21 protein-coding genes are annotated in these 17,973 nt (G+C 73.6%); 10 read left to right on the forward strand and 11 right to left on the reverse strand.

Going from position 1 to position 17,973, the window contains the following annotated elements:
* Nucleotides 1–75: 75 nt before the first annotated feature.
* Complete coding sequence (locus tag AC27IY_RS27440) at nt 76–318, forward strand: hypothetical protein (RefSeq protein ID WP_487179676.1); 243 nt, start codon at nt 76–78, stop codon at nt 316–318.
* 36 nt (nt 319–354) lie between these two features.
* Here AC27IY_RS27440 and AC27IY_RS27445 read toward each other — a convergent pair whose 3' ends face one another.
* The 3 genes from AC27IY_RS27445 to ppk2 all read right to left on the reverse strand — a co-directional run bounded on the left by AC27IY_RS27445 (nt 355) and on the right by ppk2 (nt 2,999).
* Nucleotides 355–1,281 (reverse strand): DUF8094 domain-containing protein, encoded by a 927-nt coding sequence (locus tag AC27IY_RS27445; protein WP_487179677.1) that lies wholly within the window; start codon nt 1,279–1,281, stop codon nt 355–357.
* Between the two features lie 110 nt (nt 1,282–1,391).
* On the reverse strand, nt 1,392–1,958 hold the full coding sequence (locus tag AC27IY_RS27450; protein WP_487179678.1) for a helix-turn-helix domain-containing protein: 567 nt from the start codon (nt 1,956–1,958) through the stop codon (nt 1,392–1,394).
* A gap of 114 nt (nt 1,959–2,072) precedes the next feature.
* The gene (ppk2, locus tag AC27IY_RS27455) at nt 2,073–2,999 is read right to left on the reverse strand and encodes a polyphosphate kinase 2 (RefSeq protein ID WP_364452167.1); all 927 of its coding nucleotides are present in this window, start codon (nt 2,997–2,999) and stop codon (nt 2,073–2,075) included.
* A 198-nt stretch (nt 3,000–3,197) separates the two neighbouring features.
* Here ppk2 and AC27IY_RS27460 point away from each other — a divergent pair, with 198 nt between their 5' ends.
* Complete coding sequence (locus tag AC27IY_RS27460) at nt 3,198–4,475, forward strand: chymotrypsin family serine protease (RefSeq protein WP_487179680.1); 1,278 nt, start codon at nt 3,198–3,200, stop codon at nt 4,473–4,475.
* A gap of 9 nt (nt 4,476–4,484) precedes the next feature.
* On the opposite strand, the gene AC27IY_RS27465 is transcribed toward AC27IY_RS27460, so the two are convergent.
* From AC27IY_RS27465 to AC27IY_RS27480, 4 genes are all read right to left on the reverse strand, one after another.
* Entirely contained in the window at nt 4,485–5,684 is a 1,200-nt protein-coding gene (locus AC27IY_RS27465; RefSeq protein ID WP_487179681.1) for an MFS transporter, read from the reverse strand.
* Nucleotides 5,685–5,704: 20 nt separating this feature from the next.
* Nucleotides 5,705–6,355 carry a GntR family transcriptional regulator gene (locus AC27IY_RS27470; RefSeq protein WP_423448453.1) on the reverse strand — a complete coding sequence of 217 codons (651 nt, stop codon included), beginning with the start codon at nt 6,353–6,355 and terminating at the stop codon, nt 5,705–5,707.
* Nucleotides 6,348–6,572 (reverse strand): hypothetical protein, encoded by a 225-nt coding sequence (locus tag AC27IY_RS27475; RefSeq protein ID WP_487179683.1) that lies wholly within the window; start codon nt 6,570–6,572, stop codon nt 6,348–6,350. The genes AC27IY_RS27470 and AC27IY_RS27475 overlap by 8 nt, the downstream gene beginning before the upstream one ends.
* A 186-nt stretch (nt 6,573–6,758) precedes the next feature.
* Nucleotides 6,759–7,439, reverse strand: a complete 681-nt coding sequence (locus AC27IY_RS27480; RefSeq protein ID WP_487179684.1) for a TetR/AcrR family transcriptional regulator — start codon at nt 7,437–7,439, stop codon at nt 6,759–6,761.
* A gap of 64 nt (nt 7,440–7,503) precedes the next feature.
* Between AC27IY_RS27480 and AC27IY_RS27485 the strand changes: the two genes are divergently transcribed.
* Both AC27IY_RS27485 and AC27IY_RS27490 read left to right on the forward strand, forming a co-directional pair.
* Complete coding sequence (locus AC27IY_RS27485; RefSeq protein ID WP_487179686.1) at nt 7,504–8,934, forward strand: MFS transporter; 1,431 nt, start codon at nt 7,504–7,506, stop codon at nt 8,932–8,934.
* A gap of 298 nt (nt 8,935–9,232) precedes the next feature.
* Nucleotides 9,233–9,463 carry a hypothetical protein gene (locus AC27IY_RS27490; RefSeq protein WP_344219025.1) on the forward strand — a complete coding sequence of 77 codons (231 nt, stop codon included), beginning with the start codon at nt 9,233–9,235 and terminating at the stop codon, nt 9,461–9,463.
* Between the two features lie 37 nt (nt 9,464–9,500).
* On the opposite strand, the gene AC27IY_RS27495 is transcribed toward AC27IY_RS27490, so the two are convergent.
* The 3 genes from AC27IY_RS27495 to AC27IY_RS27505 all read right to left on the reverse strand — a co-directional run bounded on the left by AC27IY_RS27495 (nt 9,501) and on the right by AC27IY_RS27505 (nt 11,222).
* Nucleotides 9,501–10,232 carry a dienelactone hydrolase family protein gene (locus tag AC27IY_RS27495; RefSeq protein ID WP_423448445.1) on the reverse strand — a complete coding sequence of 244 codons (732 nt, stop codon included), beginning with the start codon at nt 10,230–10,232 and terminating at the stop codon, nt 9,501–9,503.
* A gap of 222 nt (nt 10,233–10,454) precedes the next feature.
* Entirely contained in the window at nt 10,455–10,748 is a 294-nt protein-coding gene (locus tag AC27IY_RS27500) for a TraR/DksA C4-type zinc finger protein (protein ID WP_364452152.1), read from the reverse strand.
* Nucleotides 10,749–10,850: 102 nt separating this feature from the next.
* A complete protein-coding gene (locus AC27IY_RS27505; protein ID WP_364452149.1) occupies nt 10,851–11,222 on the reverse strand; it encodes a hypothetical protein in 372 nt (123 codons plus the stop codon).
* A 116-nt stretch (nt 11,223–11,338) separates the two neighbouring features.
* On the opposite strand from AC27IY_RS27505, the gene AC27IY_RS27510 reads away from it, so the two are divergent.
* The 6 genes from AC27IY_RS27510 to AC27IY_RS27535 all read left to right on the forward strand — a co-directional run bounded on the left by AC27IY_RS27510 (nt 11,339) and on the right by AC27IY_RS27535 (nt 17,321).
* Nucleotides 11,339–11,839: a SigE family RNA polymerase sigma factor gene (locus AC27IY_RS27510; protein ID WP_344219017.1), complete on the forward strand. Its 501-nt coding sequence runs from the start codon at nt 11,339–11,341 to the stop codon at nt 11,837–11,839.
* Nucleotides 11,836–12,603 (forward strand): hypothetical protein, encoded by a 768-nt coding sequence (locus AC27IY_RS27515; protein ID WP_487179687.1) that lies wholly within the window; start codon nt 11,836–11,838, stop codon nt 12,601–12,603. The genes AC27IY_RS27510 and AC27IY_RS27515 overlap by 4 nt, the downstream gene beginning before the upstream one ends.
* 99 nt (nt 12,604–12,702) lie before the next feature.
* Nucleotides 12,703–14,460, forward strand: coding sequence for a SpoIIE family protein phosphatase (locus AC27IY_RS27520; RefSeq protein WP_423448440.1), 1,758 nt, complete (start codon nt 12,703–12,705; stop codon nt 14,458–14,460).
* Nucleotides 14,461–14,626: 166 nt separating this feature from the next.
* The gene (locus AC27IY_RS27525; RefSeq protein ID WP_344219011.1) at nt 14,627–14,938 is read left to right on the forward strand and encodes an STAS domain-containing protein; all 312 of its coding nucleotides are present in this window, start codon (nt 14,627–14,629) and stop codon (nt 14,936–14,938) included.
* Nucleotides 14,935–16,917, forward strand: coding sequence for a SpoIIE family protein phosphatase (locus AC27IY_RS27530; protein ID WP_487179688.1), 1,983 nt, complete (start codon nt 14,935–14,937; stop codon nt 16,915–16,917). Before AC27IY_RS27525 ends, AC27IY_RS27530 begins: the two co-directional genes overlap by 4 nt.
* Nucleotides 16,914–17,321 carry an ATP-binding protein gene (locus AC27IY_RS27535; RefSeq protein WP_423448436.1) on the forward strand — a complete coding sequence of 136 codons (408 nt, stop codon included), beginning with the start codon at nt 16,914–16,916 and terminating at the stop codon, nt 17,319–17,321. The genes AC27IY_RS27530 and AC27IY_RS27535 overlap by 4 nt, the downstream gene beginning before the upstream one ends.
* Here the strand turns inward: AC27IY_RS27535 and AC27IY_RS27540 are convergent.
* The gene (locus AC27IY_RS27540; protein WP_423448434.1) at nt 17,316–17,918 is read right to left on the reverse strand and encodes a TetR/AcrR family transcriptional regulator; all 603 of its coding nucleotides are present in this window, start codon (nt 17,916–17,918) and stop codon (nt 17,316–17,318) included. The genes AC27IY_RS27535 and AC27IY_RS27540 overlap by 6 nt on opposite strands.
* Nucleotides 17,919–17,973 lie beyond the last annotated feature (55 nt).

The raw sequence follows: 17,973 nt of genomic DNA on the forward strand, positions 1-17,973 counted from the left end.
ATTTTTTGGCCCGTAATGAGGGGCGACGATGTTACCCGTGAATGGCGACAATGCGTAGTATTATTGTTACAGATAGTGGCAACGATCGATAAGGACGACATCGCCATGCCCTTCGACGACTTCGATCGATCCCGGCAGCGTGGGCTGGACGATCATCTCCGGCGCATCCGGCAGTCCGACGACGACTCGCGCAGAAGGCGTGAGAGCTGGGACCGGCACGTGAGCAGGCAGAACTCCTCAGAAGGGATGAGCGGGGTGGAGATCATCCTCTGCGTCGTCGCCGTCATCGTCCTGCTGATCATCATGGCGAGCCGCTGAGCGCTCGGCCGTGTGAGTGGTGGTGGCGGAGCCGGCTCAGGAGAACCAGTTGGCGCCCAACTCCTGGATGGTCCTGCTGCCTTTGGGCACCAGCAGGGCCTCGCTCAGCACCTGGTTGACGCTCTTGTTGTTGTTCAGCAGGGCGAACAGGAGGAACGAGCCGCCGTCCGCGGTGCGGAAGCCGAAGATCGAGCCGTGGCGGGCGAAGCGGACGTACAGCCCCTTGTAGACGGCGGGGAACGCCTTGCGGCTGAAGCTGTCCTTGGCCAGGCGGTAGCCGGAGGCGCCCTCCTTCTTCTCGTGGTTCCAGAAGTTCTGGTACTCCTTCGCCACGGCGGCGGCCAGGTCGTCGTCCATGTCCGTGACGTGGCCGTCGGCGTCGAGCAGCGGCTTCGGCATGCGCTGGCCCCAATGGATGGGGGTCGCGACGGCCAGCCGGAACGGCCGGCTGGGGGAGCGGAAGAAGGCGAGCACGTGTGGACGGGCGTGGCCCTTGGTGTCCTTGTAGGTGGCCTGCGCGATGAACCAGTCGCCGATCGCCGGCTGCTTCTCCGGGCGGGGCAGGTAGATCACCGGGTCGGTGGTCAGGTTGATCGGCTTGTGGCCCGGCTTGCGGCCGAAATCCTCATGGTTGCGTTCGAGCACGCCCTCGTGCAGGGCTCCCTCGATGAACAGTGCGTCGAGGCGGGCGTTCTGCCGCCACCACTTGGGCTTCCTGAGCGTCGCGTTGTACGTGCTCACCCAGGTGCGCAGGGCTCGCGTCGCCTCCGGGGCGGTCAGTGCGGCGCGGGTCGCGGAGGGAGTGGGGGTGGGAGTGGCCGATGGCGTGATCGGCGGGGTGGTCGTCGGTGAGGCCGCCGGAGCTGGTGGGGAGTCGCCGGAGGGCCAGGTGATGCGTCCCGGGACGGCGGCGCAGCCGGCCAGGCTTCCGACCAGAGCTGCGATCAGCAGCGTTCGGCGCACCGGTATCGACCCCCCGGGAGTGAGCGAGCAAAGGCATGGCCGAAAGAGAACTTATCGGACATCCGGCATCGGCTGGGCACTTGGCTCGACGGGAGAGTCAGGCAGCGCGGTCAAGGGGCGGCGTTTCCAGGGGACCGGTTGAAAGGGCCGGGGCAGCGTCTGTGGCCGCCGTCCCGTACGTGGCCGGCGTCCCACCCGGATCGCAGGCGTGCGGCGGCGTCCCGTACGGCGAGGGGCAGGGCGGCGAGGGGCAGGGCGGCGAGGGAGAGAGTGGCAGGGGGCGGGCCGGCGTGAGGCGGGGTGGTGTGAGGCGGGGTGGTGTGAGGCGGGGTGGCGAAGAGCGGGGTGGTGGGAGGCCGGGGGCCGCACGCGCCGGGCGCGCTGTAGAAGTCGGGCGTGTCGGGCGGGCCGAAGGGTGGGCGTTCCTGGGCCGCTGTCGGTGACTGGACGGTGTGGGTGGCGGTGAGGAGTGTGTGTTCGGCCGTGTTCAGGTCCAGTGCCTCGCTGAGGAGTCGCAGCGACGCCGTACGCGGCCGGTGTGGATCGCCGCGCTCCAGCCGGCGGATGGTCCGGACGCTCAGGCCCGCCTTCTCCGCTAGTTGTTCCTGGGTGAGCAGGGCGCGTTCCCGCCAGCGCCGTAACAGCGTCCCGAGGGTGTGCTCGTCGTTTCCGTTCATGGCCTGTTCGCCTTCCGAATCGGTTCCCGGTCCGGACATCGTCTCCGGCTCGGGCCGGGGCGGCGTCCGCCCGTGAGCGGCCGCCGCCGTACTCCCCCCGGTGTACTGACGGGCCTACGGTGAGTCCGGCAGGGCGTGGTCCTCGTCGAAGATGTCACCGGCCGAGATCACGATGAGTGGGTCCGGGGTGCCGACGACCTCGCGGTCCTTGCCCTCGTAGTCGAAGAGGCTGAGCACGTGCCGCATGGCCTCCAGCCGGGCGCGTTTCTTGTCGTTGCTCTTGATGACCGTCCACGGGGCGCGCTCGGTGTCGGTGTGCAGGAACATGTCCTCCTTCGCCCGGGTGTAGTCGTCCCACTTGTGCAGCGAGGCGAGGTCCATCGACGACAGTTTCCACTGCCTGACCGGGTCCACCTGCCGGATGATGAAGCGGGTGCGCTGCTCGGCCCGCGACACCGAGAACCACAGCTTGACCAGGTGCAGCCCCGACTCCACCAGCAGGTCCTCCAGTCGCGGCGTCTGCTCGATGAACTCGAGGTACTCCTCCTCGGTGCAGAACCCCATGACCCGCTCCACGCCCGCCCGGTTGTACCAGGAGCGGTCGAACAGCACGATCTCCCCCTTGGCCGGCAGGTGGGCGATGTAGCGCTGGAAGTACCACTGGTCGCGTTCGCGCTCGCTGGGCTTCTCCAAGGCCACGACGGTCGCGCCGCGCGGGTTGAGATGCTCCGTGAACCGCTTGATCGTGCCGCCCTTGCCGGCCGCGTCGCGTCCCTCGAAGAGGATCACCAGGCGCTGCCCGGTGTCCTTGATCCAGTACTGCAGCTTGACCAGTTCGATCTGCAGCAGCCGCTTGTCGCGCTCGTACTCGTCGCGGGACAGGCGGGAGTCGTACGGGTAGTGCTGGCGCCAGGTGTCGACCGGGCGGCCGTCGGCGCGGAGCAGCACCGGGTCGTCCTCCTCGCGGTCGTCCACCCACAGGCCGGGGGTGGCGTCGAGCAGGTCCGGTAGCGGGGTGTCGCCTCGGGGGCTGGTGTCCATGACGCTCTTTCTTCACGGAAAGCGCTCAAGGTATGCGTGTCCGCAGGTGAAGACCGGAAATCGGGGTGGTGGCGCGCAAGCTCCGGGAGCACTCTCCCGGGCGGTAGAAGGACGCGGTGGCCGGTCGCGGAGCGCGCTGTGATGGCCCTTCATCGAACTCATGGGGGGATCATGTCCAGAAAAATCCGTTTACGTCTGGTGGCTGTGGCTGCCTGCGTCCTGCTGCCCGTCCTGGGCGCCGGGACCGCCTCAGCCGCCGGAACGGCCTCAGCCGCCGGAACCGCCTCGGCCACCGGGACCGGCGACGACCCGGTACGCGCCCGCGTCCCCGACGGCAAGCCGCCGCTCGGCGACGCGACGGGGCCGCGCGAGCCCGTGCCCGGCGGGTTCGCCGGCTGGGCGGACCTGTTCGCCGAGCAGGCGCGCTTGAACGCGGCGGCCGACCGCGTCCTCGACTCCGCCGAGCACGCCGAAGGGTACGCCGGGATGATCGTCGCCCCGGAGAACCACGAGGTCCGCGTGTACTGGCACGGCGAGGTGCCGCCGGCCGTCCAGAGCGCGCTGGAGGAGGGACGGCTGCGCGCGCCCGTACGGGTGCTCCCGGCCCCCTACAGCCAGGCGCGGCTGCTGGCGGAGGCCGCCGAGTGGACCGAGTCCGGCCAGGTCACGGGGGCCGCCCCGGCGCCCGACGGCAGCGGCGTACGCCTCTCGGCCGCCGCCGAGGACGTCACCCCCGGCACGCTGCTGCGGCCCGCGGGGGCGAGCGCGCCGATCACCGTGGAGGGCGGCGAGGAGATGAGCCCGGCGTGGGACCGGCGCGACGACGTCCCCAGCTACTACGCGGGCGGCCGCACCACGAACGCCGCCACCGGCGCGGGCTGCACCTCCGGCTTCGCCGTCTACGACAAGAACGGCACTCCCGGCTTCCTCACGGCCGCCCACTGCGGCAAGCTCTGGGACACCTTCTACGACGGCGGCGGCACCGGCGACCCGGCGAACCGCATGGGCGAGTACTCCTGGTACGTCACCAAGCGCGACGCCGCGATCGTGCTCGCCGACGCCACCGCCAACGCCTTCAACGGCAGCCCTTCCTCGGCCTCGAACGCCCAGGTCGTGGCCTTGTGGAAGGCGCACGTCGGCAACTTCGTCTGCAACTCCGGGGCCAGCCTCGGCCAGGTCTGCCTGATCAGGGTGACCGAGGTCGGCTGGAGCGGCACGTACACGAACGGGCAGAAGGTGAAGCACATGGTGCGCGCCAAGCACGTCGCCGGCGGCTGCGCCGTGGCCGCCGGCGACAGCGGCGGCCCGATCTTCTCCTACCCGGGCGCGGCCTGGTGGCAGGTGGCGGCCCAGGGCATCGTGTCGGCCTGGGGCAAGCAGGTGTACTGCGGCGGCCTCGACGGCGGGCGGGTGCTCACCTTCCCTCGCGTCTGGGACGTGGACAAGGAGTTCGGCGCGTCGCTGCAGGTGTGGTGAGGCCGGCGCTCAGGCGGTGGTGGTCCGGGCGCCGGTCGCGACCAGGGCGAGGCAGAGCAGCGCCGCCCCGGCCACCGCGGTCAGCATGACCGGGTACGACAGCCACCCCGACAGGGAGGCGAGCAAGGTGGGCAGCAGGAATCCGGCGTAGGCGAGCGTGTAATAGACGCCGGTCAGCCCGGCGAGGTCGTCCGGCCCTGCCATGCGCTGAATCTCCAGCAGGCCGGAGACCACCGCGATGCCGTAGGCGGCGCCCAGGACGGCCGCCGCCGCGGCGGCGAGCCAGGCGGACAGCAGCACCGCGTTCGCCGCGCAAAGCGCGGTGCCGGCCAGCATCGCCGTCATCGCGGCCACCGGCGCGCGTCCGGCGCGGGCCCTGGCGTGCAGCCTCTTGGCCACGGGCTGCACGGCCAGGCCCATGCCGAGGGTCAGCACGGTGAGCCCGGTCGCGTACGCGAGCCCCCAGTCGCCCACGCGGAAGCCGACGAGCTGCGGCATGACGGCGTAGGCGAGCCCCGCCGAGCCGAACACCCACGGCGCCATCGGCAGCACCACCAGCCGGAACCGCCTCCTGGCGGGGGCGGGGACGCGCAGGTCCGTCAGCAGCGCCCGCAGCAGGCCACCTCGCGGGGAGGCCGCGGCCCGCGGCCGGGTCTCCGGCACCCGCAGGAGCAGCACCGGCACCGCGGCGGTGAGCAGGACGTGGACCGCGTACGGGGTCACCATCGGCCACGGCCCCCACTGCGCCAGCGCGCCCGCCACCCCGGCGCCGAGCGCGAACCCGGCCGTCTGGCAGAGCGAGGCGCGGCGGGCCGGCAGCGCCCGGTCGGCGCCGCTGGACAGCTCCTTGACCCAGCTCGTGCCCACGGCCATGGCGATGCCGACGGCGACGCCGGTGAGCAGCCGGCCCGCGTAGATGGGCGAGGCGCTCCCGCCGCCGAAGCAGAGCACCAGGCTCGCGACGGCGGAGGCGGCGGTGCCCGCCACCAGGACCGGACGGCGCCCGCGCCGGTCCGACACCGGCCCGGCGAGCAGCAGGCCGGGGACGAGGCCCAGGACGTACGCGCCGAGGAAGGCGTCGACACTGAGCGCCGAGTAGCCGCCCAGCCGGCGGTACATGAGCAGGAGCGGCGTGAACTGGTTGCCGCCCCAGCCGCAGGCGAACATCGCCAGGGCGACGACCCGCCAGGGCGGACGATTGTGGAGCATGCGAGAAGGGGATTTCACGGTCAGCTGATAGGGGAGCCGTGCGTGGCGGTGAGGTGGGCGAGCAGCGCTGCGGCGAAGGCGGCGGCGTCGCCGTCCACCAGGTGGCCGAGCAGGGTCTCGTGCTCGTCGGCCAGCAGCGACAGCCGCTCCGGCCGGGGCGTCAGCGCGGACACGCTCATCCGGCGCTGCCGATCGCCCAGGGTGGCGTAGAACCGGCCGGCCAGCCGGTTCCCCGACGCCTCCACGACGCACCGGTGGAACGCCTCGTCGGCGGCGGCGAACCCGCCGACGTCCGCCGCCGCGGCGAGGGCGCGCTGCCGCCGCAGCAGCTCGCGCATCCGGTCGAGGTGCTCGCCGGCCAGGCCGGTGCGGGCGACGCGCTCGGCGGCCGAGCGCTCCAGCGCCAGCCGCAGCTCCAGCACGTCCGCCGCCTCGCCGGGCGGCACCGGCACGACCACCGCGCCGCGCTTGGGGTGCAGCGCCAGCAGCTCCTCCGACTCCAGCCGCAGGAACGCCTCGCGCACCGGGGTCCTGCTCACCTGGACCCGGCCGGCGATCTCGCCCTCGCTGATGAGGCTGCCGCCGGGCAGCTCGCCGGAGAGGATCAGCTCCTTGGTCAGCGTGTACGCGGTCTCGGCGGCGGAGGGACGCTTGGCGGCGGCATCAGGCATACGCCCAGCGTACCGGGCATGCATCCATGCTTGTATCTATGATGCCGCTCAGCAGCTTGTTCAGCCGCTCGACCGTGGGGCGCGACTCGGCGTGCCGCCGCGCCACGTCCAGCCCCTCGTCCGCCGGCACGGCCGGCAGGCCCATGCGGCCCACCGCGTACACCACGACGTAGCCGCCCCGGCAGCGGCTCGGCCGAGACGACGAAATCGAGGACATCCTGATCACGCTGAAGGGTCAGTATCACGTCATCCGGCTGCTCGCGGTGCCCGGTGCGCAGCTTCTCCTGTATCTGGTCGTCGACCGGGAACGTGCCAATCTGGCGCTCGCTCGCGTCGCTCTTCGTCGTATTGAGGGAGAAATCGCCCTTTAATGGGATTTGTCGCCATTAGGCGACGAGAAAGGTCAGCGGGCCGCCGCGGCCGCCTGGGCGAGGAGCCCGTCGACGAAGGCCCGCAGCGCCTCCCGGTAGGTGTCGCGCGCGGCGAGGGCGGGCCACTGGTCGCCCAGGGCGGCGAGGCGCGGCAGGTGTGACAGGTCGACGCCGGCGAAGAAGGCGGGCCGCCCGTCGCCGTCCGGCCGCCGCCCCTCCGAGTGGGCGCGGACCAGGATCTCGCCCACCGTGTAGTACCAGATGCTGCGGAAGACGTGCACGGCCTGCTCCGGCGTGCACCCGTGGTCGACGGCGGCGGCCACGACGGCCTCCACCATCCGCAGCGCCGACTCGCCGAGGCGGCCGAGGAAGCCGTCGGTGGTGAGGACCTCGGCCGCCCACGGCCAGGCGGCGAGGGAGTCGTGGATCGCGACGGCCGCCGCCACGATCCGCTCGCGCGGCTCGGCGGGCAGGTCGGGGCTCAGGGTCTGGTCGGCGTGCTGGTTGAGGAGCTGGATCAGCAGGTCCTCGCGGTCGCGTACGTGGTGGTAGACCGTCGTCGCGCCGATGCCCAGCTCGGCGGCCAGCCGGCGGACGGTCAGCTTCTCCCAGCCGTCCCTGTCGATGATGCGGCGGGCCGCGGCCAGGATCTGCTCGCGGGAGGTGAGCGGCGGCCGGCCGGTGCGGCCGCGTGACGATTCGGTTCCGGACACCGTCCCATTCTGGCGGCCCCATTAGCTGTCGACGGCCGGGCACTCGTGATGCTACTTTCGGAACATGTTCCAAAAGTCCATGAGAAGCGCCGGGCCGGGCATCACCCTGGCCGCGGTGGCCGTCGTGCAGTTCATGGTGTCCCTGGACCTGTCCGTCGTGAACGTCGGCCTGCCGAGCATCGCGGCCGGTCTCGGCTTCAGCGGCGTGGGCCTGACCTGGGTGATCCACGCCTACGCGCTCACCTTCGGCGGCCTGCTGCTCCTCGGCGGCAAGGCCGCCGACCGGTACGGCAGGAAGAGGGTCCTGCTCTCGGGGCTCGTCCTGTTCGGCCTCGCCTCGCTGCTCGGCGGCCTCGCCCAGGAGCCCGGCCACCTGGTGGCCGCCCGCGCCGCGCAGGGCGTCGGGGCCGCCGCGCTGGCCCCGGCCGCCCTGGCGCTGCTGACGGCGGCGTTCCCCGCCGGACGGGCGCGGGTGCGGGCCTTCGGGGTGTGGAGCGCCACGAACGCCGCGGGCGGCGCGCTCGGCGTGCTGATCGGCGGCGTGCTCACCGAGTACGCCGGCTGGCGCTCGGTGATGTTCGTGAACGTGCCCATGGCGGCCGTCGCGCTCGCCCTGGTCTGGCGGGTCGCGGCCGGTCTCGCCCTGGTGCGCGGCGGGCGGCCGGACGTCCTCGGCGCGGTCCTGGTCACGGCGGGCATGACGCTGCTGGTGTTCGGCATCGTACGCACGGCGGAATTCGGATGGGCCTCGCCGGTCACGGCGGTGACGCTGGCCGCCGCCGTGGCGCTGCTGGCCGCGTTCGCGTACGTCGAGCGGACCACCGCCCGCGAGCCGCTGATCCGGCTCGGCCTGTTCGCCAACCGCTCGGTCGCCGCGGCGAACGCCTACAACCTGCTGCTCGGCGCGGCCATGGCCGCCGCCTTCTACTTCGTCTCCCTCTACCTGCAGCGGGTGCTCGGCAGCGGGCCGGCCCTGACCGGGCTGCAGTTCCTGCCGTTCGCGCTCGCCGTGGTCGCGGGGGCCGCCCTCGGCGTGCGGCTCGGCTACCGGCTCGCGCCGGGGACCCTCATGGTGCTCGGCGGGCTGCTCACCGGGGCCGGATTCGCCTGGTTCGGGCTGATCAGCCCGGACGGCGCCTTCCTCACCGACGTCCTCGGGCCCTCGGTGGTCGCGGGGGCCGGGTTCGGGCTCTGTCTCGGGCCGGTCGTCTCCACCGCCACGGCCGGCGTCGCGGCCCATGAGAGCGGCACCGCGTCGGGCCTGCTGAACAGCTCGCGCCAGCTCGGGGCCGCGCTCGGGCTGGCCGGCCTCGGGACCGTCGCGTACGGCCGCGCCGGTGGGTCGGCCGGCCCGGCGGCGCTCGCCGAGGGGTACGCGCTCGGGCTGACCCTGGCGGCCGGGCTGCTGCTCGCCGCCGTGCTCATCGCCGCGACCGTCCTGCCCCGCATGGCCGCGGCCGAGCCGTCCGGTTCTACGGCGGATCTCAGTAATTGATACGGCTTGTCGAAGTTGAGATGAATATCACCTTGGCGACGGCGACCCCCCGTTCCACGGGAGAAGTTGTCCCTCGTGGAAGGTAAGGAATCGTACTCGCGGGATGACGATCCTTAGCCGCCCCGCGCCCCGCGCGCCGCGCCGAGCAGGCGCGCGAGGCATACTGCGAGGTGGCGCGGCCCCCCGATCGCGCTGGGACGGCGACGGATGCGGAATCGCCGGGTGTGACCCGGCGTGTCCTGGGCAGAGCCCTCTGATCGCGTGCCCGTACGACGATTCCCTCACCGAAAGGGCCACCATGACCGCCGACCAGCCTCTCGTCTGCCCCACCTGCCAGGGCGTGCTCATCGCTCCCGACAACAGCGCCTACACCGCCGCGCGCGGCCGGCTGATCGTCAGCAACGGCTACTGCCAGGGGCACCGCGCCGAGCCGCAGCAGCCCCCGGCGGCGGCCGAGACGCCCGCGACGCCCGCCACCACCGCGCAGCTGCGGCGACCGGCGCAGGTGGCGGCTTCCTCCGCCTCCTGACGCGCCTCCTGACGCTCAGCGTGAGGAGGCGGGGAGCCTACGTGAGGTGCCGGGCGAAGAACCGCAGCGCGCTGCCGGTCTCCGGCTCGGGGATCTCCCCGTGCCCGCCGGGGTTCGCGTGCAGCGTCCTGCCGGGCGAGGCCAGGGCGTCGAACAGCGCCAGGCCCTGCTCCCTTGGCACCATGTCGTCGTCCCACTGGAGCAGGAACAGCACCGGGACGGCGACCTCCGCGGCGCTCGCGGCCAGCCCGTTCACCCCGAGCAGGCCCAGCACCGCGGCGCCGATCCGCGGCTCGGCGGCGACGAGGGGGACGCCGAGCGCGCAGCCCATCGACATCCCCCAGTAGCCCGCCGGCCCGTCGCCGACGGCGTCGAGCTCCCGCAGGGCGGTGAGGACCGCCCGCCATTCGGGCACGGCCTGCCCGGCGAGGAACGTGTGCATGGCGGCGAGCTGTTCGCCGACGTCCTCACCCGCGGCCATGCCGGCCCGCAGCCCGGCCGTGATCCGGGCGAACTCCTCGCTCTTCGGCCGCTCGCCGTGATGGGGCGCGTCGATCGCGGCCACCGCGAAGCCGCCCCCGCCGGCGAAGCGCCGCGCGCGGGCCACGACGCCCGGAGCCTTCTTGTGCTGCCCGCCGCCGTGCCCCATCAGGATCAGGGGGCGGGGGCCGGTGGCGTCCTGCGGCGTCCAGAGCACGCCGGGGATCTCGCCGAGGGTGAACGATCGTTCGGTGACGCCGTCCGACGACGTCGGAGAAGTGAAGCGCAAAGCGGTTCATGCCTTCCGGGATGACTGCTGCGGGCGCTCCCTAGGCCATGCGAGGGAGGGAGCCCCGATCTGTCACAGCGTTGATCGGTCTCACCTCCTCAGGTCGCGGGCCATGCACGGCGACGCCGAACTTATCACGATCTTTCCGGCGGCTGAACTCGCGACCGCCACGCCGGACGAGCGCGGCGCTCCCGAGCCCGGCCGCCGGTCACCGGCGGGCCGTCAGGCGGCCCGGGTCGGGGTCTCGGCGCAGCCGTCGCAGTGGCGGCGCTGGGGCCGCCGCATGAGCTGCTCGAACGGGATCAGCGCGCCGCACCGCAGGCAGGTGCCGTAGCATCCGCGGTCCATGCGCTCCAGCGCCGCCTCGATGGCGGCCGCCAGGCGCGCCGACCGGGAGTCCCGGAGGCGCCGGGCGGCGGCGAGCTGGTCGTGCAGCAGGGTACGCAGGCTCTCCAGCCCCTCCAGGTGCTGGTCGTAGTGCCGCATGAGGTCGTGAAGGGATCCAACGCCGGCCATGACGAAGATCGGCTCCTTCTCGGAAGGGAAACCACGGGGAAGGGCCACGACCCGCGACGGCGGGCGGCCCGGAAGGAACGTGGAACGTAGGGCGGGAACCGGTCAGATCGACGGCGGGCTGCGTGAGCCCGCGGCGCAGTGACCGAGCTGCTGGGGGTCGCGGAAGGCGGCCGGCTCGGCGCCCGTCCTCGGCAGCAGCGCCAGGTGCGCGTCCGGCGCGCGGTCGCCGCGCGGCCAGAGCGAGAGCATGTGGAGCTCGCGGGCGGTGACGTGCTGCACGGGCGGGAGGCTCGACAGGCGGGCGTCCAGTCCGTCGGGGGTCCAGCCGGAGTGGGAGACCGACGCCGACGCGTGCGCGGCGCCCGCGCGCGAGCCGGCGTTCGTGCAGACCATGAGCACCATGGACAGCAGAACCAGGCCCATCACGCCGAGACGTGCGATGGACCCGGGTGCAGTCCGCCACGGTCCCGTCATACCGGTGACCATAGCCCAGAAGGCACCAAAAGGCATGTACATCTGCGAGTCGCTGTCAACCGAACCGCCTTCCCGGCCGGTAGTCATCGCCGGAACCGACAAGACGGAGCTGATTGATGGACGACGGGTTCGCCGAGTACGTGGCGCAGCGTCACCTGCGCCTGTGCCGGATGGCATACCTCCTCGCCCGGGACTGGGGCACGGCCGAGGACCTGGTGCAGACGGCGCTGGCCAAGGCGTGGCTGGCCTGGCGGCGGATCGAGGGCAACCCCGATCCGTACGTCTACCGGATCATCGTGAACACCCACTCCTCCTGGTGGAGACGGCGCTGGCGGGGTGAGATCCCGGCCGCCACGCTGCCCGACACGGCCGATCCGCACGACCCGGCCGCCCGGCTGGAGGACCAGGCCGCGCTGTGGAACGCGATCGGCACGCTGTCGCCGCGCCAGCGCGCGGTGATCGTCCTGCACTACTTCGAGGGCCGGACGCTCGCCCAGGTCGCCGACATCGTCGGCTGCTCGCTGGGAGCGGTGAAGAGCCAGCTCGGCCGGGCGCTCACCCGGCTGCGCGTCGATCCCGACATCCGGACCATGACGCTGGAGAGGACCTCGCGATGAGACACACGGAAAGCGACCTGCGCGCGCTGCTCGACGAGCGCGGCCACCACCCGGCCGGCGGTGAGCCGTCCGTGAGCCTCGACGCGATCGTCCGGCGTGGCCGCCGCATCCACCGGGGTCGCCGGGTCCGGCGGGCGCTGGGCGCGGGCGGCGCGCTCGCCGCCGCCGTCACGCTGGTGTTCACCCTGCCGGTCATCCGGCAGGAAGCGCCGCCGGCCTCGATGTCCGCGGGCCCGCCCGCGGACATGGCCGAAGTGGTCCGCGCCCCGGAACTGCCCGCGACGTACCAGGTGAAGCTGGGCGCCAAGGAGTTCGCGATGCCGCGCATCCACGCCGAGCAATTCTCCACGGTCGGCGTCCACCGGACCGTCACCTTCACCCCGGTCAGCCGTTCCACCGGCTTCACGGTGGTCTGCGCCGATCCGCGGGCCTGGGTCGTCACGATCATCGACACCAGGAGCGGCGAGCCGAGCGGCACGAGCGGCCGGTGCGGGAAGGGCGGCGGCCCGCACCACGACGAGCTGTCGGCGCCGGCCGACTGGCTGAAGCGGCCCCAGACCCTGGAGGTCTGGGTCTTCCCCTCGGACGCCCCGATCAGCAAGGTGATGAAGTCGACCGTCGGCTGCGAGCCGAGGGGCTGCGACGAGGACGATCAGGCCGGGGCGCTGTCCCGTCCCGAGGTGCTCGAACGTCTGTCGGCCGAGGTGGGCGAGCAGCCGGGCGGCTGGGCCGTCGGCGTGTACGACGCCCCGCGGAAGGAGTAGCGCCACGGCGACTGCGCGTCACAAGGGCGGAGCCGAGGGTAATGGGGTCAGATCCGGCGGGTAGAGGGAGCGGGAGGTGAGTCGAAGGAGATCCGGACCATGGAAGGTGCCGGCGGCAGGAGCGGGCGGGTCGGGAACGGGCCGGTTCCGGGCGGGCGGGTCTCGGCCGGGCCGGCTCCGGGCGGGCTGGGCTCGGCCGCGCGGGCCTGGCGGCTGCCCGAGCTCATCGACGCCGGCCTGTACGTCGTGGACGACCGGGGCCTCATCGTCGCGGTCAACGCCGAGGCCGAGCGGCTGGTCGGCCGCCGGACCGCCGACCTGCTCGGCCGCAACGCCCACGAGCTGCTGCACCGCGACAGCCGCGGCGAGTCGATCCCCGGCATCCGCTGCATGGTGAAGCAGGCGTTCCTGTCCGGGCGCACCCTGCAGAGCGAGCTCGCGTGGTTCGAGCGCGGCGACGGCTCCCTGCTGCCGATGGCCTGGACCGTCGCCCCCTGCGAGCTCGCCCCGGGGGAGCGGGGCGCGCTGGTGATCTTCCACCAGGTCGACCCGACCGCGTCCCCCGGCCCGTGGGCGGCCGACGCCGAGGGGCCGCTGTCGGAGCTGGACCGGCTGGCCCTGCTCGCGGAGACGACGGCGACGCTCACCTCCACCCTCGACGTCCAGGAGATCCTGCGCCAGCTCGTCCGGCTGGTGGTGCCGCTGCTCGCCGACTGGGCGGTCGTGGACCTGCTCACCGAGGAGGGCGGCGTGGCGCGGCAGGTCGTCGTGCACCACGAGAACGGCGGGCTCGTCCACCACGAGGACCTGGAGAGAGCCATGCCGCCCGTGCCGGAGGCGTCCTCGATGCCGCTGTCACGGGCGCTGCGCGGGGTCACCGCGGCCCTGGCCGGGCCCGAGACCTACCGGGGACAGCCCGACTCGGCCCTCGCGGTCGTCCAGCAGGAGCTGTTCCAGGCGACCGGCATGCACTCGGCGAGCATCGCGCCGATCCGCGGCGTCCGGGAGACGGTCGGGGCGCTGACCCTCGGCCGCGCCTCCCGCCCTGACGCGTTCACCCGCAGCGAGCTGCTGCTGGTGGAGGACATCGCGCGCCGGGCCGGCCTCGCGCTGGACAACGCCCGCCTGTACGAGCGGCAGCGCCGGGTCGCCGAGACCATGCAGCGCCACCTGCTGCCGCAGCTCCCGTCGGTGCCCGGCCTGCGGATGACCGCCTGCTACCGGCCCGCGCCGCGCGCCTCCCAGGTCGGCGGCGACTGGTACGACGCCTTCCCCCTGCCCGGCGGCGCGACCGCCCTGGTGATCGGCGACGTCGTCGGCCACGACCTCGACGCCGCGGCCGGCATGGCGCAGGTCTGCAACATGCTGCGCGCCTTCGCGGGCGGCCAGGACGATCCGCCGCACGCCATCGTGGACCGGCTCGACCAGGCCGTGACGCGGATGGTCCAGCCCGTCATGGCCACCATGGTCCTCGCCCGGCTTGAGCCCGGCCCGTCCGGCCGCTGGACGCTGCGCTGGACCAACGCGGGCCATCCGCCGCCGCTGCTGGTGGAGCACGGCGGGCGGGCCCGCTACCTGGAGGACGGCCACGGCCTGCTGCTCGGCACCGGCCTGCGCGCGCCCCGGCCGGAGGCCGCCGTCGAGCTGCCGCCCGGCTCCACGCTGCTGCTCTACACCGACGGGCTGATCGAGTCGCCGAGCCGCATCCTCGACGAAGGGCTCGACAGGCTGGCCGCCTACGCCGCCGGGCTGGCCGAGCGGTCCCTGGACTCCCTCTGCGACCTGCTGCTGTCGGGGGTGCGGCCGGGCGACAACGACGACGACGTGGCCATGCTCGTCCTGCGGGTGCCCCGCTGAACGGCGCCCGGCGGCTTTGCGGTGCGACGTACCACTGACAGCGCGCGATCGTTGCGGAAGAATACGCCTAGTGCAACCCGTGTGAGACGCAGAGTCGCGGAGTCGGTAAGTCGTGGCGTTCATGCCGGTTTCATCTTCTTGAACGGTATTGGAGGGGGTAAACGCCATGCATGAGGCGTCGGTCGACACCAACGACGACGGCGCGCTGCGCGTGACGCTGCGCGGCGAGATCGACTTCACGAACTCGACCGAGATCCACAAGATCATCACGGACGCCGTGTCCGAGCGGCGGCCCCAGGCGGTCCGCGTCGACCTGGCGGGAGTGACGTTCATGGACTCCACGGGGATCGGGGTGCTGGTCGACGCCATGCGCGTGGCCCTGGCCGCGCAGGCCGACTTCCGGGTGGAGAACCCCACCCGCCGCATGCTGGACCAACTGCGCACGACGGGGCTGCTGACCGCGTTCGGCCTCGAATGATGGACCCGCTGGAGGGCTACCGCGGCCGGCTGGCCGACCTCGACGCCCGCCTCGCGCGGGCGCGCTCCCACCCCGAGGTGCTGCTGGCGCGGGCGAGCGGCCTGCTGGCCGGGCGGACCGGCTGCCGGGTGGGGGAGGCCCACGCCTACCTGGTCCGGCTGGCGGCCGAGCGGCGGCGGCCCGTCCATGAGCTGGCCGCCGAGGTGCTGGCGGCGCTGGAACGCCTGCCGCCACGCGGCGAGGCCGGGCTGGCCGCCACCGTGGAGGCGGCCCTGCCGTCCCGCCTGAGCCCGGCCCGCCACGCCACCCTGCCCCCCGCCCCGCCGCCCACGCTGTCGCCTGCCCTGCCCCCCGCACCGCTGCCCGCCCCGCCGGCGACCGGGCCGGCGGGTCAGGCGGCCGGCGAGCCCGCCCCGCCGCGGCCGGCGTGGATCGAGGCCGTGCGGCAGGTCCTCGACGCCCTGCCCGAGCGTCACATCCTGATCCTCCCCGAGTACGACGTGACCGGCCAGGTCGCCGACTACGTCATCGCCGCCGCCGCCCCGTCCGTCGTGGACCTGTCGGGGCGCGGCGGCGCGGAGATCCTCGGCCGCAGGATGAGCGAGATCTACCCTTCGGTGGTCGGCGGCCCCATCTGGGACGCCTGGCGCGAGACGCTGCGCGACGGCCGGCCGCGCGAGGTCGGCCCCGTCCCCTACGTCAGCTCGGCGGACCGCGTGCCCGCCGAGGTGCTGCTCACCGTGAAGGTGTGGCCGGTCGGCGGCGGCCTGCTGCAGAGCTGGGTCCGCCACGACGAGGAGACGCGGCTGGCCGAGCGCATCGCCCAGACCGAGCGCCTCGGCAACATGGGCTGGGCGGAATGGGACCTGGTCGCCGGGCAGACCCGCTGGTCGGCCGGGCTCTACCAGATCTACGAGCGCGACCCGGCCGCCGGGCCGCTGCCCCGCGAGGAGAGCGAGGCGCTGGTCCTGCCCGAGGACCTGCCCGTACGCCGCGAGGCGGCGGAGGCGTTCGGTCGCGGCGAGGCCGTGGACGCGACCTTCCGCATCGGGGTGGCGGGCCGCGTCAAGCACGTCCGCATGGTCGTGGACGCCGTACGCGACGCGGCGGGCGCCCCGGTCAAGGTGTACGGGATCCTCCAGGACGTCACCGCCCGCGAGACCAGCAGGCTCAGGCTCACCGAGGTCGAGGAGCAGCTCCGCGAGCACCAGCGCATCCTCGCCGCCGAGCACGAGCTGGCCGGCCGGCTCCAGCAGATCGTGCTGCCGATGCCGAGCGAGCCGATCGACCTGCCCGGCCTGCGGGTCGCGGTCCGCTACCTGCCCGCCGAACAGGCCAGCAGGGTCGGCGGCGACTGGTACCACGCCGCGCCCGCGGGCGACGGCGCCGTCCTGCTCGCCGTGGGCGACGTGGCCGGGCACGGCATCGAGGCGGCCGCCGCGATGGCCCGGCTCCGCCACGCCCTGGCCGCGCTGTCCGTCACCACCACCCGCGACCCGGCCCGGCTGCTCGCCGCGCTCAACCGGCTGCTGTTCGCGGGCGACCCGACCGGCCCGCCGCGCGGGGTGCCCGTGACGGCCACCGCCGTCGTGGCCCGCTACGAGCCGGCCACCGGCCGTCTGGTGTGGGCCCGCGCCGGGCACCCCCCGCCGCTGCTGGCCCGCGCGGGCCGGACCGTCGAGCTGGACCGGCCCGGCGGGCCGCTGCTCGGCGCCTTCCCCGACGCCCGCTACGCCACCACCTCCACCCGTCTGCGCCAAGGCGACGTGCTGCTGCTCTACACCGACGGCCTCGTCGAGCACCGCCGGCGCAACCTCGACGAAGGGCTCGCCGCCGTGCTGGCCGTCCTCGACCGGATCACCGCCGAGCCCGCGCCCCACCCGCTGGCCGACCTGCTGAGACAGCTCCGCCACGCCAACCCCGACGACGACACCTGCATCCTGGCCGCGCGCCCGCTCCTCCCCGGGGAGGCGCGATGAGCGAGCAGGGGAACTCCGGGGCGCAGCCGTCCGGCCGGCAGGCCCTGCTGGCGTTCGAGTTCGACCGTCACACGCTGGTCCTGCTCCGGCACGAGGTGGAGCGCGCCTGCCGCACATGGGGGCTGAGCGGCCTGACGCTGTACCGCTTCGTCGTCGCGGTCAACGAGATCACCACCAACGCGGTGCGGCACGGCGGCGGGCACGGCAGCCTGAGCCTGTGGCAGCAGGGCCCCCGGCTCTTCTGCCGGGTCGACGACCAGGGGCCGGGCGGCGCGGCCGACCCCCACCTGCCGCCGCCCGACCATCCGCGCGGCCGGGGGCTCTGGCTGGCGAGGAACAACGTCGAGCGCTTCACCCTGCGCTCCGACGCCCGGGGCACCACCATCGTGCTGGAGACGTCATGAGCCCGCCGCGCCGCGCCTGCGGACCAGCGGCAGGAACACCTCGTCGACGATCTCGACGAGGACGTCGTCGGGCGCGCTAGGGACGCCGCGCACCACGAACTCGTTGCGCAGCAGCACCATGGCCACGGTGGCGACCCGCGGGTGCAGCGTCTCCGGGGCGGCCTCGCCGCGGGCGACCGCGCGCCCGAGTATGGTCAGCCAGGTGGCGGCCGTCGTGTCCGTGGACTGGTCGGGCAGGCGGGTCAGCAGCTCGCTCGCGCCCCCGGCCGCCGCCATCAGCTCGCGCAGGATCATGCCGAGCGGTGAGCTCCAGTGCCGGTTGGCCCGGCGCAGCATCTCCAGGGCGTCCTCGCGCAGGTCGCCGGTGTCGGGGGGCTGGACGGTCGCGGTCAGCAGGCGGTAGGCGGCCACGCCGAGGGCGAGGCGGTTGGGCCAGCGGCGGTAGAGGGCGTTCTTGTTGGTGCCCGCGCGGGCGGCGACGCGGTCCATCGTGAAGCCGGCGTAGCCGGACTCGGCCAGCTCGTCGGCCGCGGCGCGCAGGATCGCCTCCTCGAGCGCGGCGCCCCGGCGGCGGGGCCGCTTCGTCGAATCGCTCACGTCCGTACCTTAGCGGAACAGGGTTGTGCCCTGCGCTGCTTGGTTCTACGGTACT

It is taken from the genome of Nonomuraea sp. B208, from assembly GCF_057536035.1.